Here is a 22,534-nt window from a genome sequence, read left to right on the forward strand (position 1 = left end):
ACAAAAACTCAGATCACATCGACCAACAGAGTCCTTCAGGGGATCAACGCATGACCGCGACGCCCACCCACGTCTACGTGGTGACGCACAGCGCCACTCAGGCCGGGAAGGTCGGGATCGCCGGCTTGGACTCCGCGCGGATCGCTCAGTACCGGAGCCAGGGCTGGCACCTGTACCGTGCCGTGCTGCTCCCCTCCCGGGAGGCCGCGCTGCAGGTGGAACGGTCCGTCTTTCGGCAGCTCAGAGTCGACGGGGTGAGCGCGCGCATGCCGGCAGACCGCATGCCGCAAGGCGGCCAGAGTGAAACCGTGAACCTCGACGAGGTGTCGGCGGCGGACCTGTGGGGCCGGGTGGTTACGGCGGCCGGTGAAGTGCAAGCTCAGGCGGACATGTCTCGCGTGGTGCTGTTCCTCGCCCGCATGGACGGCGCCCGCGTCCTGGTCGTCGGGACGGACGAGCCGCTTGGGCCGTCCAAGGGGAGCCCCGAGTGCGCCGTCGGGGAGGAACTCGCCGCTGAGGGATGGCTGGTGTACGCGGCGAACATGACCGCCGCCGCGTCGGACACCGCGCTGCGCGGTCTTAGAAAATGGGCGGCCACGGTCGGTGTGACCGAGGCCGAGGAGATGCGCGCGGCCGACTGGCCAGTGCCGCTGCTTCGCAACAGATACGAGCTGAAGGGCCCAGCAGACGAGGAGTTCAGGCAGGCGCGCATAGCGGTAGGGGTGCCGCTGCACCCAATCTTCGCCGACGCTCCGGACGAGGACGACTGACTGGCGAGGGCGTGATCAATCTCAGCGGCACTTCCTGTAACCGACATCAGCAGCAAAGCCCTGAAAGCTACCAGCGGGTTACTTGCTCCCTGGTGTCCGAGCTAGGACTACGGGGCCTAGTCTGCGACCGGTACCTGGGCGGGGGCGGTCACTTGCTCTCCAGCAAGGGCTCGGGCGTCGGATCGCCTGCCTCGACGAGGGGCAGCAGGTGATGACGGGAGCTGACGGACCCGTCGCCGTTCATCACGATGCCCTGCTTGAGGAGCTGGCGGGTGAAATCCTCCCTGGCGCGGTAGGTCTTGTCCTCATCGGACAGGCCTTCCGAGGTCAGGCCGAGGTAGACGGCGATGCCCTGGGCGCGCTTGCGTTCGGCGAGGGTGATGATGTCGGACAGCTGCGGCGGCTGGTAATTCTCGACCTTCTCCGCGCGGCGGGCCCACTGGGTGTCGTGGGCGACGTACATCGGGTTGAGGCGGATCGTCAGCGGAATGCCACGCGCGGCGCAGTGCTCGTGCAGGTAGTCGATGGAGGACTCGGCCTCGGCCCACGCCTCCTCGTCGGTCATCACCGGGTCCGGCTTGAACAGGACGTACGCGGTCAGCTCGCAGTCGGCCTCGGCCACCACGTCAAGGCCGCGCAGGAAGACGTCCAGGGGCTCGCGTTTGCCGAGCACCCGCTCGCGCAGGTCCTCGTCAAGGGTTTCGAAGCCAGTGAGGATGTCGAGTTGCTTGCCGCTGTTCTGTGCTATCTCCTTGAGCTGTTCGGCGCGCAGGAACTCCAGGCGGGACTCCAGCACGATCTTGCGCACGCGGGGGAGCTTGCGGGTGGCAGCGGTGATCTGGATGAGTGCGTCGGCGGGGAAAGTGGTCTCGTCGAAGACGGAGCCCTCGTTGGCGATGGTGACGCGCTCGAGGACGCCGAGCGCATGCTTGTCTTCCTCCAGGACATACCGAAACTGGGCGAGAACCCCTTCCTTGGGAATCCATTCACGCGACGATTTGAACGGCAGAGCGCAGAATTTGCACTGGTAGCGGCAGCGCTTGGTGTTGAACAGGATAGCGAGGTCCTGTTCACCAAGGAAATTACGGTGCAGGAAGAAGTGAGGACGGTCGGAGGCGGGTGCCGATTCACCCATGGCCTTGGGTGGACCGAAGGTGCGGTAGAGTCCGCCGAGGAAATCGTCGAGCGGGACGGTCATCGGTTTCCCTTTCTCTTGAGCCGGTGCTTTTTCTTTCGGTCCGGCGCTTCGTAAGGCGTGGGAGCGTCTTCAAGTCGGAACGAGGGTGCTTTCCGCATCGGGCGTGGTGTCGGCGGGGCGCAGAACACGGCGGGGCCAACTCCGGCTCATCGTCGTGAGAATGGCCGGCGACGAAGTACCTGTCCTGCGGGCCGCTCGGTGCCAGGTTTGCGAGCATGCCGTACATTGACGCGAAGTAGACGCGCTGCCCCGCGGCGGTGCAGAGCACGACGAGAAAGACAGGGACTGGACCGACCGTCGGCGTGGAGCTAGGCGGCCATGGCGGCCATCTGTAGGGATAAGCCGACGACGAGGCGATGGGATCCGGCCTGCCCGATCCAGGCGTTCACGAGCGTGGGGAGCGCCACTGTCAGGCAGGTGGCGACGACCAGAACAGTGCCGATCACTGCCTCGGACAGGCCGAGTACGCGCATCGGGTAGAGAACGGAAACGGGAAGGAAGACCCCCGTCCCTACGGCACCGACTCCCGTGACCGCGCAGGTTGCGCGGATTGACCGTGCGACCGACCGGGGTCGCGCCACTGCATTGATGGACCAAAAGGCTCCGCTGTTCGGCGGCGACTGGATACTTCCATCGCCGCTTTTCCGCCCCCTTTTTTTCGGTGCCCTCTGAATTAATCGCTGTTAACGATGCTGTCGACGTTATGGCAACGAGCGGACAGTGCCGCCCTGGAAGTCCGAACAGCAGTCTGTGCAGCCCTCACTATGGCGCACTTCCCGCCGCGTGATCAAGAGGCTGCACGCCGCCTTCCTGAACGCGCACTGGTAAGTCCGGTTACCTGCGCCGCGAGGACGACCTGCTGCGCCAGCGCAAGCCCACCATCACCGTGGCCGACCCGATCATCCGCTTCAACCAGCTGATCACCGTCCCCTACACCGACCTGCTCGAGCGCCGCGAAGGCCAGCAGGTGTGGCAGGCGGCTGGCCCCACCTTCGCCTCGCAGATCCTCGGTCCCCACTTCGAAGAACTCGCCCGCGACTGGGTGCGGCTCTATGCCGCCGACGAAGCCGGCATCACCGACATCCACGACACCGAGGGACGCGCCAAGCACGAACTCGACGTCGTCGCCCTCACTCCCGGCGACAAGCCGCGCACCCCCAAGGCGCGCATCGCTCTGCTCGGCGAGGCCAAGGCGACTGCTCGACGCCGCGGCGTGGAAGACCTGGAACGCCTGGAGCACATCCGCACCGTTCTGGATTCTCAAGGCCATGACAGTGCCGATGCCGCTCTGGCCTTGTTCTCCCAGCACGGCTTCACCCCGCCGCTCCGCGAGATGGCCGCTCGCCGCGATGACGTCCACTTGATTGACCTTGTCACGTTGTATGGGCGCAATAACCATCAGCTGGGATCGCGTGATGCGCTCCGGCATGGCACTTGACGGCTACGGCGCATGGCGTTGTAGGGGCCTTGACGGCGCTTCAGAGCAGCGAGAGTCTTAAAGTGACGCAAACGATGAGGAATTGGCACCCGGCTGGGGGTCAAGGGGGCGCAGGTTCAAATCCTGCCGTCCCGACCAGCATCATCGCAGGTCGGAGGCCGTTTCCGCGGGTAGCGGAGGCGGCCTTAACCGTTTCCGGGCTGGGAGCAAGTGGGAGCCCTCTGGGAGCCCTCGTGCTCCCAACTCGCAGACGTGTCAACGGTGCCCGATTCGTCCGTCACCCGATCAGGTAGACCTACAGCGCCGTACCGCGCCCCCACGCGCCGTCGTCAACCGAAGGCCCCCGATGTCACCCGATCGATTCGGATGCTCTCTGCATCGAGAGATATAAGAACCCCTTGTCGGCTCTCGACCCCCTTTCGGGGTGGGAGCACGATCTCGTGCTCCCCATGCGACAGGGGGAAGCTGTGGGCTGAGGGCCTCGGTCGGCGTGTTTCCGCAGGCAGCCGGTGCTCGGGTGTCCCGGTCGCAAGGTGCCTGCCGCGTCAAGACGAGGTAATGCCCCTTGGCGTCCGCCGGCAGACGGGGCACTCCCAGGGCGTGAGCGCCCTATCGGGCTCTATGGCGCTGTAGCGAGAAAGTCGGCAGATGCCCTCGCGCGCATAAATAGCGTGCCAAGCGTTGCTGGGCTGGCCGCAGGGGGTCTTCGCAGGGGGGGCAGGGCTTCAGCTCGGTCGTCCTTGGGGTGGAAGGTCAGCGGGATGGCCGGGCCGTGTCTGGACGGTGGTGCGCGAAGTGACGGGCTGCTGGCCAGGGTATTGCGACAAATCTGGTGTTGCTGTTACACGGTGACGGTCGGTTGAGCCTTGCGGGTGCCGGTAAAACATCCACACAGGTGAGAGCTTGTTCAGAGATCTTCCCGCCGACGCGGCAGGCCCGCTCCATGGCATGACGGTGGTCGTCACCGGCGCCATGACCGGTCCACTGGAACAGCTCGGCCGCAACCAGATGAACGAACTCATCGAACAGGCCGGCGGCAGGTCTTCCTCCAGCGTCTCCAAGCGCACCTCCCTCCTGGTCGCCGGAGAGGGCGCCGGGGCCAAACGCGCCAAGGCCGAAGACCTCGGCATCCGCATCGTCTCGCCCGGCGCCTTCGCCGAACTCATTGCCGACCTCCTGCCCCGGCCTGGCACCGAGAACCCAGGGCAGTGATCAGCCCACGGAATCCCGGTTAAAGCGGTGGCCTGCCACAAGGCCGAGCTCCTCAAGCAGCCGGTCTACGTTGGCCCCTACGGGCCATGTCCGACCGCTTCACCGTGGACCGTGAGCGACCGTACCGTTCCCCGATCGTGTGGTTTTGTCTCCCGGTGCCCCCGCGAATGGTGTGGTGGCTTTTCAATGTGAGCGTGAACCACATCTCCCGCGGCCTGGTGGCCGCTGCACTGACCGTGCCCCTCCTGGCCGCCGAGGCTCCCGCTGCCGCGCGGCGGCCGCCAGGTCGGTAGAGATCGAATGTCCCGGCGGCTACGTGTGCATCTACCCCGAGATCAACTTCGGCGGCCAGCCGTGGGTGAAGCGGGCCGTCGACGGCAGCGTGAAGGACCTGCCTTCCGTCATCCGCGATCGCGGTATCTCGGTGCGTAACAACTCCGATCGCACCGCACGCGTCTACGAGAAGCGCGACTTCGCCGGCCGGTGGGTGTGCGTCACCAAGAGCGGCGGTTCAATCCACGACCTGCGCGGCTACAACCTCAACGACCAGACCCGCTCACTGCGTATCAACCGTAACGACTGCGGCTGAAAGCCCTCGCTGCTCTGAGGCAGGGACCAGCCGCGTCCAGGCGCCCAGCCGCTGCCGGATTCCTACCTGGGCATCTTGTTGACAACCGGACCCGGCCGCTGGACCCGGTCGCGCTGGATCGGTGGCTGACCAGCGGGCCGGGGAGGCTGGGCCACACGTACGCGCCGGCGGGCTCGCTCAAGGGGGTGCTGTAGCGGACGCCACCTCAAGAGCACAGCTCATCATGGAAGGCTGGGCAGCATGGGCGGACCGTCTGAGAATCCAGAACTCTGGGCGTTTCTGGAATCACTGCACTTCGGTGAGACCCTTTCCAGAACCGTCACAGCGATTGAACGGTTCGGCGTGTTCGTGGCGCTGGACGACGGTCCCAACCACCCGGTCTTCCCCGGTGTCGGGTTCATCACGATCCCCGAACTGTCCTGGCGGCGCTTCGAAGCGGCTTCCGATGTCGTTCAGGTCGGACAGCGTGTCTTATGTGAGTTCCTCCAGTTCGACACGTGGAACCTGGAGGCCAGACTGTCCTTGCGAGCGACGCAGCCGGATCCCTTCCAGGCATTCGCCGACCGCAATGCAGTGGGTCAGAAACTGCATGGACACGTCACCAGGCTGGTCCCATTCGGCGTCTTCGTCCAGGTCGCCAACGGAATCGAGGGGCTGGTCCACCTACGAGAGCTCACGTGGACCCCCGTGAAAGCTCCGTCGGATGTCGTCCAGGTCGGCGACGAGGTCACGGTCGTCGTCACCGAAATCGACCGAGAGCTACGCAGGCTGCTCCTCTCCCGACGACAGGTCTCACCCGACCACCTGTGACCCCGCTGTGCTCCCGTGACACGGTTCCCCTGCGCGAGCGTTCCGAAGTGCCTGCTCGGCGAAACGGACTACCCCGCTGGGCACCACCGTGCGCACCGGAGGGATTGACCATCCGACGTCGGTGGCCACATCGCAGGTCAAGGGAGGGCCGACGGTGGACAATGCCAGTTGTCCGCGGACAGCCGACGCCCCGGACGTACCCGGACGTGCGACCCGAGCCCCAACACGTCATACGGGGCGGTCGGGTCCTGCTCGACCTGGGGCACTCATTCCAGGTCCGCGATCACGTGACTTCTGCGACCGTTCGTGGCGCGGCCAGCGTTCCGGTATACCGCAGTGCTCATATTTTTCAGGAGTTGTTTTTTCGGTACCAGTCCTCCGAACGCGAACAATGCTTGGGCCGCTACACCGGAAGTGCCCGGCAGTCCAGACAGGAACGGCCCGAGCGGCAGACCGATTCCACCTGTCGCGACGTCTTTACCGAAGGAGCGTTATGAGTTTGCGCAAATTGCTGAGCGTGCGCCTCCGGCCCTTCACACGGCGTACCCCATTCGCTGCGGGCGCGGCAGCAGTCGGGCTTGCTTTCGCCAGCCTCACAGCTTCACCGACAGCGATCGCCGCCGCCCAAGCCACGCACACCGTGGGCAGCGGTGATGTGGGGGTACTCGCCTACTGCTCGTCGTCGCGCCCTCAACCCGGATCTGTCCCATGGGGGCATTTCGGTGGCGATCAACAGACCGCGTGCCGCAAATGCGATGAATCGGCAAGGGTCCAGCGTGCGAAGGGCAGGATCTCCGCGTATGCCTGCGAGTACAACGGTTCGGTGGGTGAGGCCTGGGCGTCGGTCATCTGGACATGCCCGTGGCCACTAAAACCTCCGTGCGCGGCTTGATCCGAAACCCGGTGCGGGGCGGCCTTCGGCTCAGGAGGCACGAATCCGGTCGTGTAGCGGATCAGGTCGCTTTCGGGGAAATAGAGATCAGCTTCATGGCGTCCAGGGGGAGATCCGGGCGCATGTGGGTGGCGGGCTGCCATCCGACGATCATTCTCGAGTACACGTCGAGGACGATGGCCACGTAGACCTAGCCCGACCAGGTGCAGATGTAGGTGAGATCGGCCACCCAGAGCCGCTTCGGCCGGCTGGCCTCGAAGGGACGGTTGACCAGATCCGGCGGCCTGGCAGAGGCCGACTCGGGGACGGTGGTACGGCGCCGTAGTCCCCGGATAACGCCCTCCAACCCGTTCTCGCCGCGAAGGCCGCCTGGATCGATCCGGGCGGCCTTCGTCTGTTCGTTAGTGTGAACGGCTGGTCAGCTGACTGCGCGTGATGTATGCCACGTACGTGGTCGACGTTCAGCGTTCCGCTAGCGGCGTATCCGTGTTTGCGCAGGTCGTGCCGTTGATCCCGGAGTCGCCCAGCAGGCCCGTGAGCGCACCGCCCGGCATCTACTGTCCACCCGTACCGCCGCGATGCGCGCCAGGCAGTACGCCGACATGCCGTACCGGCCGCACCGGTGGCGATCGCCGACAGCGAGCCGAACCCGTACGCGGCGGGTGTTGCCCGGGTCCGCTCTGCGATGCGCGGCCAGGCACGGCGGTGACGCCCCTGCAGAGGCGGATTCTGGTGCAGTGGGAGCTGCGGAACCGCGGTGGTGGCGTATCGGACCTGCTGGTGTCGCCGTGCCGTTCGCGGCCACCGTCTCCCCGCCAAGGCGTCTGGGCGCCCCCATGCGTGACCACTTCGGATCTTTCCCCGAGCCGTCGGCGGTCCGCCAAGGTGTGGTCGTCGCCGTTGGCACCGATTCTTTCTGCGCTGTGGAAGAGAGCCGTCAGGGGCCCGGTCTTATCAAGGTGGACGAGGGCGGACAGACCTTGAGAGGGGCGCTGCTCACGGCACCTGTGGGCAGCGCGGTGTAGGAATAGCACTGGGCCCAGCCCGAGTCGGCGATCCACACCACGAGGATGGTGCGTGTCTTTTCCCGCCGGAGGGAACGGATGCTCGGTTTGTGGTTCAGGGCCACGTCGATTTCCTGTCCGGCGAGTGTGCCGTCGGAGTTGGCGTCGACGAGCCGGATCCTGAGTTGTTCGGCCGCGGCGATGACGGCGGCCTGTGCGTCGCGGTCACGGCTCCGTTGGACATCTTGCATGTGGCTGAAGAACCAGACCACCAGACTCGCAGCGATGAGGAAGCAGACCAGTACGACGGCGCCGACGCAGCCGACCGTCCGGACGAGAAGCCCGGTCGGCCGGCCGTTGCGCTGTTGTGCGGTGGGAATCACCCTGTCATGTTCCCGTGTATCCGATGGCGGTCAGGCGGTTTTCCACCACGTGTGCGTATCCCGTGGTGCCCGCCTGTTTCGGGTGGAAGGCCTCGCGGCTCAGGCACGTCTGGCCGATGCCGGAGAAAGCGATGCAGACAGCATGCGGGTCGCCTTCGTGGAAGTCGCCGTCCCGTTGGGACCGAGCACGATCTTGTTGATCCACTCGTCGCTGTCGCATCCTCCGTGGCCGACGAAGGCGTCGATGGGGTTGGCGTACGACACGTGGAGTCCCGTCTTCCCCGCATCATTGATGCGGAGGGAACCATTCGAAACGGTGCGGCATCTGGCCCGGCATGGGTTTCGGGATGTTGTTCTTCGGACTGGTCTTCATGGGCGGGTGGGCAGCGGCCGTCGCTGGGCTGGTGTACGCCGTCGTTGTGCTGGTACGCATCTGGCCCCGGGACTGGGTGCGGCGCCACGGACACCCGGCGGTACGGCTGCTGGTGCCGACGCCCGCGTACCTGCGTCTCGACGTGGTGCTCGCCGTGGCGGCCCTCCTGGTCGATCTGTGGCTCGTGTCGGCAGCCATCGTGCTCGGGTCGGACGGCATCTTCACAGAGGATTGGATGGGTTACCCCGGGATGACGGATCCCTCTGGGCAGGGCTATCAGGCCGGAGCGGTGAGCGCACTGCGCACGACGGCGTGGTGGACCTCCGGGATTGCGGCCCTGTGTCGGTGCTGGACCACAGCCGGCATGCAGGTGTGTGTCCTGCCGTTGGCTGCGTCGTGGATCGGATCGTTCGACACCTACTACACCTGATGTGTGTGACCGGCCACGGCCCTGGCCGCACATACTCCAGCGCAGCGGCCCTGGCCTTGGTTCAGAGAAGTGCTGTTGGATCCGCATATTCGCAGCTCAGATGGGGTGTCTGCTAGCTTCCCGGTCATGCTTGAGACTGGTGGTTCGGGCCGGGATCTGGTGGACTTTGTGCTGCCAGAGGTCGGTGGGTTGGTGGAGACGGCCGACCCGGCACGGCCCTATGCGCTGCTCGATGAGAACGGTGCCGTCGTCGCACCCATGGAGGCGTTCTTCGCGGAGCTTCAGGCGTGTTCGCGGCTGGCGACGACGATCCGGTCCTATGGGATGGACCTCCTGCGATGGTGGCGGTTTCTCTCTGGATGGGGTGTGGCATGGGAACGGGCGACGCGGGTGGACGCGCGGGACTTCGCCCGGTGGATGCGGATCGCGCCGAAGCCTGTGGGTGCCGGAAATCCGGCTCTTGCAAGATTTTCGTGATGCGGTGACGGTCGGTGAGCGTTGTCAGGTGAGTAGGGCTCGTTTGCGGAGGAGTGCGAGGCTGGCGCGGCCGTAGGTCTGGCGTTTGAGCATTTTGATCTTGTTTTCGGTGCCTTCGACCATGCCGGAGTTCCAGTCGAGGGTGAGGCCGGCGGTGACGGCGTTCCAGTCCTTGTCCAGTCCGGTCGCGAAGGCTTTGAGTGAGGGGAGGTCTTGGTTGCGGACCTGGTGCACCCAGGTGTTGAGGTGTCGGCCGTTGCGTCTGGTCATGATCTGGGCGAAGGCCTGGACGTGCTGGTGCAGGGCGTTCAGCTCGGGGCAGGCTGCCAGTGCGGTCTTAAGACGCTGCTGGTCATCGGGGTTCAGGGTGGCGGGGTGGCGCATGATCCAGCCGACGAGCCGTCGGGTTGGAGGCGGGGCAGGTTCCGGGGTGGGCAGGGCTCCGTTCGCTCGGAGGGTGCGCAGGTAGCGGGTGACCAGCCGGATGCTGCACTGCAGGCCCCGCTGGGTGAGTTCCTGGTGGAGTGCTGTGGGCGAGTGGCACCCTTCGGCCCATCGCTGGTGCAGGTAGTCGCGGTGTGGGTCCAGTTTGCTGGGGCGACGACCGGCGGCGTGAGCGAGGAGTTCTTCCACGTGTTCAGCCCGGGCGAAGGTCTGCACGGTTTTGTGGTTCAGCCGCAGCACACGGGCGATCTCTTTCAGCGCCCAACCCTGCTCCAGCAGGGCATGGACCTCGCGGTAACGGCGGCGGGTGCGCGCCTCCAGCGCTCCTTGAGCGGACAGGGCCTGCGCAGGCAGATCTTCGAGTCCGGTCCGGTCTGCAGGTGTTCGGTCCGTGGCCGCTCGGTGCAGGCATCCGCGGTGGCGGGCGATGTCCTTCTCCACGTGTTGTCCGAGGTTGCGCCACAGGTGCCAGCGGTCCGCGACCTGCACGGCAGCCGGCGCGGCGCGGGTGGCAGCCTCGGCATAGGCACCTGCCCGGTCACGGCAGATGACCCGCACCCCAGGGTGATCCCGGAGCCACGTGGCCAGCGGCTCGGCGTCCCGGCCGGGCAGCAACTCCAGCACCCGCCGCGTTGTCCCGTCCACCAGCACCGTGTCCCACACTCCGCCCCTACGCAGAGCGAAGTCGTCGACACCCAGTACCCGGGGAACCTTCCAGTCCGGGTCCGGCAACGCCATCACCAGCGCTAACAGGGTCACCCGGCTCACCGCCATGTGCAGGACCGCCAGCAGCCTCGCCCCGGCGGACCCGGCCAGTGCCAGCCCCACCGCCTGGAGCAGCCCCAGCAGCAGCGGCGTATAGCGCCCATACCGCACGGACAGCCCGTCCACCTGCTCGGCGAACGTCTGCCGCGGACAGCCAGGCTCATCACAGAACATGCGTCGCACACCGAGATGGATCACGACGGGACGGCCACCGACCGCCACATCGGCCAGACGACGCCGATAGCGACTGTGCACCCGCGTCGACAACACCCCGCAGTCCGGACACGGCAACGCGACACCCTCCCGGGTACGCGCCCAAACCTCGACCTTCTCACCCTCAAGGCTCACCCGCTCCACCAGCACCTTCTCCAGGTACGGGAACACGATGCCCAGCAGCTCGTCACACACTCCGCACGATGACACCAAGATGACGCACTGTCACCCCATCACGAAAATCTTGCAAGAGCCTAATTCCCGGCACCCACAGGGAGCCGGGAGCCTTGACACGCCCTCACGTGGCGCCTAAATTCAGCGACCGACAGTGGAACGTGAACGTTCACGGAACGCTTGATCAGCAGTACGATGCCATCGCCTCGACCGCGACGAATGCCGGGGAGGCCCTCATGAGTTCGGTCTCGTTAATGAGACGGTGTGTGGCGTATCCGGAGCGAGCCCCGCGTCGCAGACATCGTCGGTGTCGCGAGACGAGACTCTCCGAGGGCGGAGCACGATCTGCCCCTGCCGACAGCGAGGGACCGCACCCGCATCGCTCCCGTTCACGGTTGCCGCTGCGGAACTGCCGGGCTCCCCGAACCAGCACGCCCGAATCGTGTGCTCGTCGTGCATGGGACCGCGGTAGTGGCCACGAGGGCTTGCGTTCGGTGGCCACGGATCCGGTAATCAAGGGGTGAACATGTCGAGGCGTGTCACGATCAACGACGTTGCCACGGCCGCGGGTGTGTCCCGGCAGACGGTCACGCGCGCCCACAACGACATGGGCGACATCAGCGAGGCCACCAAACGACGTGTCCTCGAGGTCAGCGCCGAACTTGGCTACCGGCCCAATCGCTTCGCGCGCAACCTGGTCGGCCGGCAGCGGCTGCGTGCGGTCGGGCTGCTGGTCGGGTCCTTCAGTAATCCGTACTTCACCGAGATCGCGGGTGCCTTTCTCGCGGCCGCCGCCGAGCGGGGCTGGCAGGTGATGATGGCCTCGCGGGAATCCGGCAGCGAGGCCGCCGCCATCGAGATGCTGGCCAAACATGTCGACTTGTTCGTAGGACACTTCTCGCTGCCCGAAGACGAGCTGGCCGCGGTTGTGCAAGGTATTCCCGTGATCGTGCTCGATGACCGCTACCGCCGTCCCGGTTTCCACTCCGTCGAGATCGACTTGCGTGAGGGCATCCGTCAGGCCATGGCCGAACTTAGAGCGGAGGGGGTCCGACGCGTGGGAATGATCGACTCGTCCTACTCCCTGCGCGCCTCGCCCACCTACTCGCCGACGCCGCGCCGGCGGTTCTTCGAGGAGTTCGCCTTCGGTGCCCCGGAACCAGCGGTCGTCGTGGGAGAGGAGTCCATGGCCGGTGGCGGCCACGCCTTTCGCGCGCTGATGGCCGAGTACCCGGATGTCGACGGTGTCTTCGTCTTCAACGACATGATGGCCATCGGCGCCATCCAGGCCGCGCAGGCACTGGGCGTCGAGGTGCCGGGGCGGGTGAGGATCCTCGGCGTCGACGGACTGACGCTCGGCGAGGCCGTCCACCCGACCGTCAGCACGATCTCACTCGATCGCGAAGCACTGGTCAGCAGCGCGCTCGACATCGCCGACGCACTCGCGGGGAGCAACTTCACCAGTACTGAGTCTCTCTGCCGCACCGTCATGCCGCGCCTGCTGTGGCGGGAATCGACATGACACTGCCCCGATAACGGATCCCGTGGCGTGAGAGACTGAAATCGGGGAAACGAACTCCGGTCACCGTCCGGATCGCTGAGGCAATCAAAGAAATAAAACAATGCCGCAAGCATGAAGCGCGAGCGGCGCTTCATGTTCGCCCTTTTACGAGAAATAGCTGTGACAGGCCCCGTTCCGCTGCCGTGAACGGGGTCTTTGGTGTGCCATCCGGTGCGTGAATTGAATTTGTCGTGCGAGCAACCTTGACAGTGGGGATCAGCCTCCCTAGCGTGTGCTGCACGCCGGACCGTGAAGGTTCACGGTCCGGCGGAAGTTCCTATGGGGGAAATCCATTCGATCGGGACCGGTCGTCAATTCCGCAGTAAATTATCAAGGGATTCGGTAACCGGCTTTCGAGTACTTCCTTTCGTTTCTCCACCGGCGCGCCTGAGCCCGGAAATCAAGCTACTGCCGACCGTTTGACCCCGCTACGGAGGGCGTTCCATGAGCCTGCACAACACGTCGAGCCAACGGCTTGCGTCGTTCACCCCGGGCGAGGGTTATATGGCGCCGAGGGCGAGCGCTCGCAGTGATGCCCGGACGATCGAGCTGGACGGTCGGTGGCGGTTCCGGCTCAGCCCGTCAGTGCGGGAGATGACCGAGGGATTCGAGGCGCCCGGGTTCGACGACTCGGCATGGGACCACATGCGTGTTCCGGGCCTGTGGCAGATGGAAGGCCTGCGTGACGAGAACGGAAACCTCCTCGACCCGGGCGATGCCCGTTTCGGTCCCCCCGCCTACACGAACGTGGTCTACCCGTTCCCGGTGGAGCCGCCGCATCCACCAGAGGACAACCCCACTGGCGAGTACCGCCGGGAGTTCGTTCTCGACCCCGTCGCTCCCGGTACACGCTGGGTGCTGCGGTTCGAGGGGGTGGACTCGCACTTCACTGTCTGGCTGAACGGCACGGAGCTCGGCTGGGCGACCGGCAGCCGGCTGCCCGCCGAGTTCGACGCCTCCGAGGCGCTTCGGGCGGGCCGCAACGTGCTGGCGGTCCGGGTCCACCAGTGGTCCGCCGGGAGCTACCTGGAGGATCAGGACATGTGGTGGCTGTCCGGCATCTTCCGCTCCGTGCGGTTGATCGAGTGGCGTCCGGGGGCGGTCAGTGACCACTCGGCAACCACTCCCCAAGATCTGTGCCAGAACCCCAAAGAAACTGACACAGCCACCGGGCGCACGCTCGGCGGCCGTTTCCGCCCGCTTAGGCCTGATTGCTAGGCATGGTCGGCCTGCTCGGCGCCATGCACCGTGGTCCGGACCTCGCCCAAGGGGTGCGCACTTAGATGGTGGCCGACAAGCGCGAGGCCGCGACGGAGCGGACTCGCGAGGCCCCCGAAGCGGGATGTCTGGAGACCGGCACCGACCTGACCCACGCGCCGGACATCGGTCCTGCGTTGCTGTTCAACCGACTGATGGTGACCGGCGAGCCGATCGACGAAGCTTCTGCGCCCAGTTCGTCGATGGCGTGCTCCTGCCGCTCGTCCTGCGGCACGCCCCCGATTCCGTAAGAAGAAGAGGACTCCATCGAGCGGCACAGGGTTCGTGAGATCGATGATGATGAAGGCTGGCGGTTGCTGCAAAGCCCGGCACCTGGAGCGGTGTTCCGGACTCCGCACTCTTGTCGATCTCGCGGGTCAGCCTTCGGAGGGACGCGGGGCGCGCAGTTGCGCCCGTTCCTTCAGCTCCTCCTCGTCGACCAGCGTGAGCATCGGCTGACCCGGCGCGCACAGCATGGTCACCACGAACTTGGTCGGTGCGTCCGACAGGGCGTTGCCGTCCTGGTAGTGGATCACGTCACCGCCTGGCTCCCAGAACGTCCCACCGGCCTCGACCACACGCTCCGGCTCACCCTCGAGCTCGAACCGGAGCGCGCCCTCCATCACGTAGCCGAACGACGGGCCCGAGTGGCGATGCGGAGGGAGCCCGGGGTGACCGGGAGGCCACTCGACGAGGATGGTCATTCCCGAACCACCTTCGGGAAAGAAGGGTGGAGTGACTTCCTGCAGCAACTTGACTTCGGGCGGCAAGGAGACTTCGTGGGCGCTCCCGTGTTCTGGGTTCTTCGCGGACATGTACCGCACCTCCGTAAGCCTGCCCGGAATGAACGATCTTGCGTCGGCCACCGCATTCCGGACCGGTGTATCGACCCACTCGTTCGGCGGTGACCAAGTTCGCCGGTTCCCGGCTCACACTCGCTTCGCGATGAGGACAAGCCACAGCCCGCATCCGTGACACGCCGTGTGCCTTCTGCCTCGTCCAAACGGTCTCGACACCACCGTGCCTCCCGTCGGCGGCCGCCGCAATCCGGGAGCCAGCGGCGTCGAGACCGCATCGCGCCATGTCATCGGCGGGCATCCAGTGCCGCATCAGGCAGCGTCTGCCCTGTTGTGGTGTGACGCGCCGCTCGGGTGCTGGCGCAGGCGGTGCGTCACCACGTGAAGTCGGCCTGTGTGGGTGTCAGCTTTCTGTGGTGTGTGGTTGGGGCCATGTGGTCTGGGTGACGTGGTCGTGGAAGTCGGCTCGCAGGGTCAGCTCGCCGCCGAGGGCGGTGATGTAAGCGGCCATGGTGTCGATCTGCGGGGTGCTGGCTCCGTTTTCGATCTGGGCGATCCGGGCCTGGCTGACTCCCAGTTCCCGGGCCAGTGCCCGCTGGCTCATACCTCTGCTGCGCCGGGCCTTTTTCAGGAATGCCCCCCAGTGGGTGGTGGTCTTGTCAGGCGGTGTCGCGTCGGTGTGTTTGGCCGGGTGTGTGGTGTGGTCCATGGTGGCCGTTGTCCTTGTCAGTCGACGCTGCCGCGTGGGGCGATTTACTGGTGGGGTTGTCCGGTCACTTTGGCGATGGTTTCGAAGTCCGCGTCGTAGTGCAGCAAGGTCAGTCCGCATAGTTCTGCGGTGGCGGCGGTCATCAGGTCGACCGCTCCCGGTCCCTGGTGCCAGCTTGTGGCGACGAGGAGGTCCTGCACGTGCCGGGCTCGGGTGAGTGCACGGTCGGGTACGGGGGTCCAGCCGAAGGCGTCGTGGAGGTAGCGCTCCAGCACGGCCCGCTCGTCGCGGCCGCCGGTGGCGCGGACCAGTTCCAGCTCGGTGATCTCGCACACGGACACTCGGCCCTCGTCCAGGATGGTGGCCCAATGTCGTTCCACGGCGGGGGTGCGGAACAGGCGGTTGCAGGCGCTGGTGTCGATCAGGTAGTGGGACGCGCTCACGCCGGGCGGGCCTCGCCGAAGGCGCCGCCCTCACCCGCGAGCTCGCTCAGCCGCTGTCGGGCCGCGCGACGCTGGTAGATCGCACCGACCGCAATATCCACCGCCTTGGCCACGACCTCGGCGTCATCCTCGGTGTGCAGGAGTTGCTTGGCCTCGGCGAGGCGCTCCTCGTCGATCTCAATGGTGATCTTGGCCATCATGTCCTCCCTGAATGCCTGGGCACCCTCACAATGATAACAAATTCCTTATCGGCGGTGCTGGCGCAGGTGTCGCGCGGTCGACGTCAAAGCGTATGCCGAGGGTTGGCCTCGGCTGGGATGCCCCGCGTCGGCTCCCATGGGCGGGGGAGGGGAGCTCGGGTCCACGCGGTCAAAGTCGCCGGACCGTGGTCCGCGTCACTCGGGGGAGGGGTACGTCGCCCGACTGCGTCCCGGCGACGCCGACTGGCGCGTAGTGTGCGGGGAGCGTACCTCTTGGGCTTCGTGTGGCGGCGTATAGCCCTGAACGGATTGCTACAGCGTGGTACGGCTGGTTGCGGAGAGTGGTCACTGCCGGGGGTCAAGGGGTCGCAGGTTCAAATCCTGTCGTCCCGACCAGCGTCTTCGCAGGTCGGAGGCCGTTTCCGCGGGTAGCGGAGGCGGCCTTAACCGTTTCCGGGCTGGGAGCAAGTGGGAGCCCTCGTGCTCCCAACTCGCAGACGTGTCAATCGTGTCCGATTCGTCCGTCACCCGATCCGGTAGACCTGCAGCGCCGTACCGCGCCCACACGCGCCGTCGTCAATCAGGGGCCCCCGGGGTCACCCGATCGATTCGGATGCTCTCTGCATCGAGAGGCATAAGGACCCCTTGTCGGCTCTCGACCCCCTTTCGGGGTGGGGGCGCGGTGTCGTGCTCCCCATGCGACAGGGGGGAAGGTGTGGGCTGACGGCCTCGGTCGGCCTGTTTCCGCAGGCAGCCGGGGCTCGGGTGTCCGGGGCGCGAGTTGCCCGCCGCGTCAAGGCGGGGCAAAGCCCCTTGGCGTCCGCGTGCAGATGGGGCACTCCCAGGGCGTGAGCGCCCTATCGGGCTCTGTAGCGCCGTAGTGAGACAGCCGGCAGGTGCCCTCGCGCGCTAAATAGTGTGCCAAGCGACTGCTGGACTGGCCGCAGAGGGTCTTCGCAGGGGGGCAGGGCTTCGGCTCGGTCGTCCTTGGGATGGAAGGTCAGAGGGATGGCCGTGCCTGGACGGTGGTGCGCGAAGTGACCAGCTGCTGACCAGGGTATTGCGACAAATCTGGTGTTGCCGTTACACGGTGACGGTCGGTTGAGCCTCTCAACTTGTGCCGGGTCGGGTGGCGGTTGCGTCCTGTGAAGCGGTGTACGGGTTCCTGCCTGATCCGGGGGTTTCTCCCGGAGTCGGAATGGGTGCCCGGGTAGAGAGACGGCCATCGGCTGATCCTTCGAGAACGACCAAGATCTTGAAGGAGATCAGCACGATGACCGCACCCGACAGTGTGCCCCTTCACGCCCTGACCGAAGATGATCTCGCCGCGGCGAGTCCCGACCTTGTAGGTGCCAAGAACCTCGTCCGTGCTGGTCACGCGACATGTTGGTACTAGTGCAGGATGCCGCTGAGGCGGTCGCGTCGATGGATGTGGAGATGGGCGAGCTGGTCGGGGTCGGTATTCGGTTCGGGTAGTGGGTGGAGCGGTGTGGCGCTTGCGGGAGTGCGGTGAGGCCTGTGCTCGTTGTAGAAGGCCTCGTAGTCGCGTGGCGCGTGGAGGAGATGGGTCTGGTTCCAGATGAGGGTGCGGCCTGGGAGTTCGGTTCGGCGTGACCGCACCCAGCGTTCCGTGATCGCGTTCATGCGCGGTATCTGGACGCCGGTCTGGATGATCTGGATGTCCTCGGCTTGCGGGACGGTGTCGAAGGACGATGGGTAGCGAACGTCCCGGTCTCGGATCACTTCGTCCTGATGCCTGCGGCTTGGAGGTCCATGGCCGTATTGCGGGCGGCCTGGGTGGCCCAGGTCGCGGTGGGGTGTGCGGTCGCGCCGGGGATTCGCTCGCGGCGGGTGGTGTGCTCGATCACCGCGAGGACGTAGAGCGTCGCTCCGGTGAGGGTTTTGGTCTCGAAGAAGTCGGCGGCGAGGATGGCCTGGGCCTGGGAGCGCAGGAAGGTCGCCCAGGTGGTGTGTTGGCGTTCGGGTGCGGGGTCGATGCCGTGGTCCTTGAGGATGTTTCACACGGTGCCGGCGGTGACCTTGATACCGAGGACGGTGAGTTCGTCGTGGATGCGCCGGTACCTCCAGCTGGAGTTCTCTCGTGCCAGCCGTAACACCAGGGCGCGCACGGATCGTACAGTGCGGGGTCGTCCCGGCCGTAGCCGTCATCCCGACTCCGCCGCAAAGCCCCCGGTCAAACGCGTTCGCCGAACGATGGATACGCACAGCCCGCGCAGAGTGCACCGACCGCCTCCTCATCACCGGCGAACGACACCTCCGTGCCGTCCGCACCACGTACGCCGAGCACTACGACACCGGACGGGCCCACCGCAGCCTCGACCTACGAGCCCCAGACGACCACCCGAGCGTCATCCCCCTGCCTGCTGCTGTAGTCCGACGGCGACAGCTACTCGGCGGCCTGCTCAACGTCGCAGGCCAGGAGGGCGCCGGCTTGGGAGCGCAGGAAGTCGGCCCATGTGCTGGAGGTCCTGTCGGGGGCTGGATCGACGCCGGATTCCTTGAGGATCTTCCAGACGGTCGAGGCGGCCACCTTCACGCCCAGCACGAGCAGCCTGCGCCATGTTCCGTGGTCGGATGGTCATTCGCGCCGCACGGATGGCACGGCGACCGGTGTGCACGTGCGGCGGTACGATTCAGGTCGACCTGGGCGAGGCGGCGGCTTCGTCCGAGCGCAATGAGATCCGGCACACCGCGTATGTTGCTCACAACTCCGTCCCATAACCTCGTGCATGGAGACGTCGGATGCCACGTGTATCCACTCTGAGGAGGCGATGGTGTTCGGAAGGGACACGCGGTTGTTCGCGGGCGCCGTGATCGTGGCCTGCATGGTGCTCGTCGGCCCCAGCGCACCAAGCGGCGCGCCCCTCGCCAGGTCACTGCCCGTCGATGCCGTCAGGGGTGTCGTGCCGAACCGGGTCATGACGTGGAACATCTGCAACCCCTGTGAGGAAAGCAACGTCGACCGCGCAGCGGAGATCGCCACGTATGCGCCCCAGGTGATCGGCCTACAAGAAGCGTGCGTGCGTGACGTCGAGAGGATGCGGGACTATCTGGAGGGCTTTTACGGGCTGGTTTACCACGTCGAGTACGGGATGGTTCTTCGGAATTGGGGCCGCTGCGGGGGAGCGCCGTGGAGTCCGGGGGCATTCGGCCAAGCGGTCCTCTCGGCGGCGCCGATGACGAACCCGGTCAACGTGGAATACCCCGACGGCGGATCCGAGGACCGTGGGTACATGGCAGTCACCACCAGTGTGGGCGGCCGGTCCGTCCGGGTCTTCAACACACACCTCGCTGAACGACGTCAGGAGGCAGTCCGAGCAGACCAGACCGACATACTCGCCGCAGACGTCGCCCGGCACGACCGCGCGATCGTTCTCGGCGACTTCAACGCTGTGCCGGACGCTCCCGAGCTCACCGGGATGTGGGCACTGGCCGCGGACACAGACCCCCAGTGTCATCCCTCGTCTACCGGAACCTGCAAGCCGACCACCGACTGGCAGAGCAAGTTTGACTACATTTTCCTGCGAGGCATCGTCCCGCTTGAGCACCGTGTGCTTCCGACCCCGTACTCGGACCACCACCTGCTGCACACCGACCTGGACCCAACTTGAGTGGGCGCCTGCGGCTTGGAGGTCCATGGCCATATTGCGGGGCGGCCTGGGTGACTCAGGCCGCGGTGGGGTGTGCGGTTGTGTCGAGGATCGGTACGCGGCGGGTGGCGTGCTCGATCACCGCGAGGACGTAGAGCGTCGCTCCGGTGAGGGTTTTGGTCTCGAAGAAGTCGGCGGAGAGGATGGCCTGGGAGCTTAGGAAGGTTGCCCGGGTGGTGCGTTGGCGTTCGGGTGCGGGGTCGATGCTGTGGTCCTTGAGGATGTTCCACACGGTGCCGGCGGCACCCCGCTGTGCTGCGGGCGGTGAGTTCGCCGTGGATGCGCCGGTACCCCCGGCTGGATTTCTCTCGTGCCGGCCGTAATACCAGGGCGCGCACGGATCGTGCAGTGCGGGGTTGTCCCGGCCGTTTGGGGCGGGAGGCCTTCGCGTGGCGGCGGGGCAGTAGCTCACGGTGGCAGCGCAGCTGCCCTTGCTGGAAATCTCATCCGTGCAGGTCACGCTGCATGCCGGTATTCGTGGAGGATGCCGCCGAGGCGATCGTGCCGGCGTATGTCGAGGCGGGCTAACGTGTCCGGATCGTCGATCGGTGGGGGCAATGGGTGCAGCGGTCTGCCGTTCGCGATGGCGTGGTGTGGTCTGTGTGCGTTGTAGAACTGCTCGAACTCGCGCAGGGTGTGGAGGAGATGTCGTTGGTTCCAGATCAACGTCCGGTCCAGGAGCTCGCGGCGACAGGTCTGTATCCACCTTTCCGTGATCGAGTTCATCCTCGGTATCTGGACGCCGGTGAGCACGACTTCGATCCCCGCGTCCTTGAGGACGGCATCGAACAGTTCGGGGAACTTCCCGTCCCTGTCCCTGATCATGAACCGTGCCCGGCAGCCGAGGTCTTCGAGGTCCATGACGAGGTTTTTCGCCGCTTGGGCTACCCAGGAGGCGGTCGGATGTGTGGTGGCGCCCAGGATGCGGATCCGGTGACTGCTGTGTTCGATCACTACGAGCACGTACATCCGTGTCCCCGAGAGGGTGACTGTTTCCATGAAGTCGCAGGCCAGCAGGGCGTCAGCCTGGGTGCGAAGGAAGTTGGCCCAGGTGCTGGAGTTCCGCTCGGGTGCTGGGTCGATGCCGGCCTCCTTCAGGATTTCCCAGACGGTGGACGCGCCCACCTTCACCCCCAGTACGAGGAGCTCGCCGTGCAGGCGTCGGTACCCCCAGCTCGGGTTCTCCTTCGCCAGGCGTAGCACCAGGATGCGGATCGAGCGCACTGTAGGGGGTCGTCCCGGGCGTTTGGGCCGGCAGGAGGTGGCGTGGCGGTGTGCGACGAGGTTGCGGTGCCAACGCAGTACCGTGTCGGGGCGTACGAGCAGCCGTGACCTTCGCGGGACGTGCCGTGGCAGTCGGTGCAAGAGCGCTGCCAGGAATGCCCGGTCGCTCGGGGTGAACCGGATCTTGTCCTTGCCGAGTTGGCGTTCCAGCACGGTGATCTGGTGGCGCAGGGCGAGGATCCGCGTCCTTGTCCCGGTCGGTCATCGGCAGCAGGCGAAGCATCGCGAACGCGTTCGACACACCCAGGTAAGCCAGTCGCAGCAGCACGATCGATCATCATGACGTGCTGACGGCAGCTGCGCGAGAGCGCGGCTCAGACGACCGCGGCCAGATTTCGGGAAACCCGATGCACCGGCCCCTACCAGGGCGGATGAGGTTTTTGGCAAGGGCAACCCCGGATGAACCTGCCGCCACGAACTCCTGAACCGAACCCTGATCTGGAACCAGAGCCACCCCCTCCACGCACTGCGCGAGTACGAATCCTTCTACAACGATCACCGCCCGCACAGGGCCCTGGAACAAGCCGCTCCCTGCCGCCCGCTACCCACACCCATCACGCAACAGGCCCGGCTCGCCCACCTGGACGTCCGCAGACGAGACCGACTCGGCGGAACCCTCCACGAATACCGACGAGCGGCCTGAACTGCCGGATGATTTATCGGCACCCACGAAGTCGCACCAGCATGAGGACTGATCATGCTGGAACCTGGTGGTCAGGTTCGTTACCCCAGGTCAGGTCCGGTGAAGCCATTTTGGAGCACTACGGTCAGCGTAGCGCGGGCGTAAGATGAAAAGCAGAGCCATTTAGGATCTCCGTGCGACGGCGGGTCACGTCGCGCGCTGTACCCAGCTGACTGTACGACACCTGACGATGCGACCACTGACCGTCGACCACGGATTGATCGATGCCCGGAGTGGCAGCGCCCCATGGGTGGCCCCATCCGCTTCCGATCCGAGGAGAACCATGTCCCGAGAGACCAATATCGCCGCCCAGACCGCGTTCGCTGAGGCCGTGGGTAAGGGAGATCTGGACGCCTTCGAGCACGTCGTGGCACTCGACTCCGTCGACCACGACCCCGCTCCCGGTCAGGTCCCCGGCCCCGAGGGCTACAAGGCCATGTTCGCGCAGGTCAGGAGTGCCTTCCCGGATCTGCACGTAGAAGTCGAACATCTGGTGGCGACAGATGACGAGTTGGCCTTCGCTTACACCATCAGGGGGACGCATCTCGGTGAGCTCATGGGGCATGCGCCGACCGGCAAGGAAGTGAGCTACCGGGCAATGCAGATCAGCCGGTTCGTCGACGGGAAAATCGTCGAGCGTTGGGGCAGCAGCGACGAACTGGGCATGCTCCGTCAGCTGGGGTTCGTCGACTAGTCTAGGGCGTGTATCGAAAGTGCCTGGTGAGGATGGCGGAGAGCCCATTTGTGATCCAGAATGA

At 65.8% G+C, this 22,534-nt stretch carries 22 protein-coding genes and 6 pseudogenes; 14 read left to right on the top strand and 14 right to left on the bottom strand.

Annotated elements, in window-relative coordinates:
• The first annotated feature begins 50 nt into the window (after positions 1-50).
• The gene (locus ACWY4P_RS45165; RefSeq protein ID WP_456206648.1) at positions 51-770 is read left to right on the top strand and encodes a hypothetical protein; all 720 of its coding nucleotides are present in this window, start codon (positions 51-53) and stop codon (positions 768-770) included.
• Between the two features lie 148 nt (positions 771-918).
• On the opposite strand, the gene ACWY4P_RS45170 is transcribed toward ACWY4P_RS45165, so the two are convergent.
• Together ACWY4P_RS45170 and ACWY4P_RS45175 are read right to left on the bottom strand one after the other, a co-directional pair.
• Positions 919-1,968, bottom strand: a complete 1,050-nt coding sequence (locus ACWY4P_RS45170) for a radical SAM protein (RefSeq protein ID WP_456206650.1) — start codon at positions 1,966-1,968, stop codon at positions 919-921.
• Positions 1,969-2,276: 308 nt separating this feature from the next.
• Positions 2,277-2,441: a hypothetical protein gene (locus ACWY4P_RS45175; RefSeq protein WP_456206651.1), complete on the bottom strand. Its 165-nt coding sequence runs from the start codon at positions 2,439-2,441 to the stop codon at positions 2,277-2,279.
• A 413-nt stretch (positions 2,442-2,854) separates the two neighbouring features.
• On the opposite strand from ACWY4P_RS45175, the gene ACWY4P_RS45180 reads away from it, so the two are divergent.
• The 4 genes and pseudogenes from ACWY4P_RS45180 to ACWY4P_RS45195 all read left to right on the top strand — a co-directional run bounded on the left by ACWY4P_RS45180 (position 2,855) and on the right by ACWY4P_RS45195 (position 6,017).
• On the top strand, positions 2,855-3,406 hold the full coding sequence (locus ACWY4P_RS45180) for a hypothetical protein (RefSeq protein WP_456206652.1): 552 nt from the start codon (positions 2,855-2,857) through the stop codon (positions 3,404-3,406).
• A 927-nt stretch (positions 3,407-4,333) separates the two neighbouring features.
• A pseudogene (locus tag ACWY4P_RS45185) lies at positions 4,334-4,618 on the top strand (BRCT domain-containing protein); the annotation flags it as partial.
• A 316-nt stretch (positions 4,619-4,934) separates the two neighbouring features.
• Positions 4,935-5,207: a peptidase inhibitor family I36 protein gene (locus ACWY4P_RS45190; protein ID WP_456206654.1), complete on the top strand. Its 273-nt coding sequence runs from the start codon at positions 4,935-4,937 to the stop codon at positions 5,205-5,207.
• Positions 5,208-5,447: 240 nt separating this feature from the next.
• Positions 5,448-6,017, top strand: coding sequence for a S1 RNA-binding domain-containing protein (locus tag ACWY4P_RS45195; protein WP_456206655.1), 570 nt, complete (start codon positions 5,448-5,450; stop codon positions 6,015-6,017).
• A gap of 729 nt (positions 6,018-6,746) precedes the next feature.
• Here ACWY4P_RS45195 and ACWY4P_RS45200 read toward each other — a convergent pair.
• The 3 genes from ACWY4P_RS45200 to ACWY4P_RS45210 form a co-directional block, all read right to left on the bottom strand.
• Positions 6,747-7,052, bottom strand: coding sequence for a hypothetical protein (locus ACWY4P_RS45200; RefSeq protein ID WP_456206656.1), 306 nt, complete (start codon positions 7,050-7,052; stop codon positions 6,747-6,749).
• Between the two features lie 794 nt (positions 7,053-7,846).
• Positions 7,847-8,296, bottom strand: a complete 450-nt coding sequence (locus tag ACWY4P_RS45205; RefSeq protein WP_456206657.1) for a hypothetical protein — start codon at positions 8,294-8,296, stop codon at positions 7,847-7,849.
• 99 nt (positions 8,297-8,395) lie between these two features.
• Complete coding sequence (locus tag ACWY4P_RS45210) at positions 8,396-8,560, bottom strand: hypothetical protein (protein WP_456206658.1); 165 nt, start codon at positions 8,558-8,560, stop codon at positions 8,396-8,398.
• A 71-nt stretch (positions 8,561-8,631) separates the two neighbouring features.
• Between ACWY4P_RS45210 and ACWY4P_RS45215 the strand changes: the two genes are divergently transcribed.
• Both ACWY4P_RS45215 and ACWY4P_RS45220 read left to right on the top strand, forming a co-directional pair.
• Positions 8,632-9,099, top strand: a complete 468-nt coding sequence (locus ACWY4P_RS45215) for a hypothetical protein (RefSeq protein WP_456206660.1) — start codon at positions 8,632-8,634, stop codon at positions 9,097-9,099.
• A 126-nt stretch (positions 9,100-9,225) separates the two neighbouring features.
• Positions 9,226-9,576, top strand: coding sequence for a site-specific integrase (locus tag ACWY4P_RS45220; RefSeq protein WP_456206661.1), 351 nt, complete (start codon positions 9,226-9,228; stop codon positions 9,574-9,576).
• Between the two features lie 24 nt (positions 9,577-9,600).
• On the opposite strand, the gene ACWY4P_RS45225 is transcribed toward ACWY4P_RS45220, so the two are convergent.
• Positions 9,601-11,193, bottom strand: a complete 1,593-nt coding sequence (locus tag ACWY4P_RS45225) for an ISL3 family transposase (RefSeq protein WP_456206662.1) — start codon at positions 11,191-11,193, stop codon at positions 9,601-9,603.
• A 505-nt stretch (positions 11,194-11,698) separates the two neighbouring features.
• On the opposite strand from ACWY4P_RS45225, the gene ACWY4P_RS45230 reads away from it, so the two are divergent.
• The 3 genes from ACWY4P_RS45230 (at position 11,699) to ACWY4P_RS45240 (ending at position 14,241) form a co-directional block, all read left to right on the top strand.
• Positions 11,699-12,694, top strand: coding sequence for a LacI family DNA-binding transcriptional regulator (locus ACWY4P_RS45230; protein ID WP_456206663.1), 996 nt, complete (start codon positions 11,699-11,701; stop codon positions 12,692-12,694).
• A gap of 483 nt (positions 12,695-13,177) precedes the next feature.
• Positions 13,178-13,951 (top strand): sugar-binding domain-containing protein, encoded by a 774-nt coding sequence (locus ACWY4P_RS45235; RefSeq protein ID WP_456206665.1) that lies wholly within the window; start codon positions 13,178-13,180, stop codon positions 13,949-13,951.
• Positions 13,952-14,016: 65 nt separating this feature from the next.
• On the top strand, positions 14,017-14,241 hold the full coding sequence (locus tag ACWY4P_RS45240; protein WP_456206667.1) for a hypothetical protein: 225 nt from the start codon (positions 14,017-14,019) through the stop codon (positions 14,239-14,241).
• A gap of 126 nt (positions 14,242-14,367) precedes the next feature.
• On the opposite strand, the gene ACWY4P_RS45245 is transcribed toward ACWY4P_RS45240, so the two are convergent.
• The 5 genes and pseudogenes from ACWY4P_RS45245 to ACWY4P_RS45265 all read right to left on the bottom strand — a co-directional run.
• A complete protein-coding gene (locus ACWY4P_RS45245) occupies positions 14,368-14,805 on the bottom strand; it encodes a cupin domain-containing protein (protein WP_456206668.1) in 438 nt (145 codons plus the stop codon).
• 385 nt (positions 14,806-15,190) lie between these two features.
• On the bottom strand, positions 15,191-15,496 hold the full coding sequence (locus ACWY4P_RS45250) for a helix-turn-helix domain-containing protein (protein WP_456206669.1): 306 nt from the start codon (positions 15,494-15,496) through the stop codon (positions 15,191-15,193).
• Positions 15,497-15,540: 44 nt separating this feature from the next.
• Positions 15,541-15,939 (bottom strand): PIN domain-containing protein, encoded by a 399-nt coding sequence (locus ACWY4P_RS45255; protein ID WP_456206671.1) that lies wholly within the window; start codon positions 15,937-15,939, stop codon positions 15,541-15,543.
• On the bottom strand, positions 15,936-16,139 hold the full coding sequence (locus ACWY4P_RS45260) for a hypothetical protein (protein ID WP_311729210.1): 204 nt from the start codon (positions 16,137-16,139) through the stop codon (positions 15,936-15,938). Before ACWY4P_RS45260 ends, ACWY4P_RS45255 begins: the two co-directional genes overlap by 4 nt.
• A 1,392-nt stretch (positions 16,140-17,531) precedes the next feature.
• Positions 17,532-18,298, bottom strand: a pseudogene (locus ACWY4P_RS45265) (integrase); the annotation flags it as partial.
• Between ACWY4P_RS45265 and ACWY4P_RS45270 the strand changes: the two are divergent.
• Positions 18,241-18,432, top strand: a pseudogene (locus tag ACWY4P_RS45270) (hypothetical protein); the annotation flags it as partial. The pseudogenes ACWY4P_RS45265 and ACWY4P_RS45270 sit on opposite strands and share 58 nt — an antisense overlap.
• A 135-nt stretch (positions 18,433-18,567) precedes the next feature.
• On the opposite strand, the pseudogene ACWY4P_RS45275 reads toward ACWY4P_RS45270, so the two are convergent.
• A pseudogene (locus tag ACWY4P_RS45275) lies at positions 18,568-18,711 on the bottom strand (integrase); the annotation flags it as partial.
• A gap of 178 nt (positions 18,712-18,889) precedes the next feature.
• Here ACWY4P_RS45275 and ACWY4P_RS45280 point away from each other — a divergent pair.
• Complete coding sequence (locus ACWY4P_RS45280) at positions 18,890-19,771, top strand: endonuclease/exonuclease/phosphatase family protein (RefSeq protein WP_456206672.1); 882 nt, start codon at positions 18,890-18,892, stop codon at positions 19,769-19,771.
• Between the two features lie 55 nt (positions 19,772-19,826).
• Here ACWY4P_RS45280 and ACWY4P_RS45285 read toward each other — a convergent pair whose 3' ends face one another.
• Entirely contained in the window at positions 19,827-20,042 is a 216-nt protein-coding gene (locus ACWY4P_RS45285; RefSeq protein WP_456206674.1) for a transposase, read from the bottom strand.
• A 224-nt stretch (positions 20,043-20,266) separates the two neighbouring features.
• Positions 20,267-21,362, bottom strand: a pseudogene (locus ACWY4P_RS45290) (integrase core domain-containing protein).
• 135 nt (positions 21,363-21,497) lie between these two features.
• On the opposite strand from ACWY4P_RS45290, the pseudogene ACWY4P_RS45295 reads away from it, so the two are divergent.
• Both ACWY4P_RS45295 and ACWY4P_RS45300 read left to right on the top strand, forming a co-directional pair.
• Positions 21,498-21,737: pseudogene (locus tag ACWY4P_RS45295) on the top strand (integrase); the annotation flags it as partial.
• 322 nt (positions 21,738-22,059) lie between these two features.
• On the top strand, positions 22,060-22,470 hold the full coding sequence (locus ACWY4P_RS45300) for an ester cyclase (RefSeq protein ID WP_456206676.1): 411 nt from the start codon (positions 22,060-22,062) through the stop codon (positions 22,468-22,470).
• Positions 22,471-22,534: the final 64 nt, after the last annotated feature.

Source organism: Streptomyces sp. LZ34, assembly GCF_053890475.1.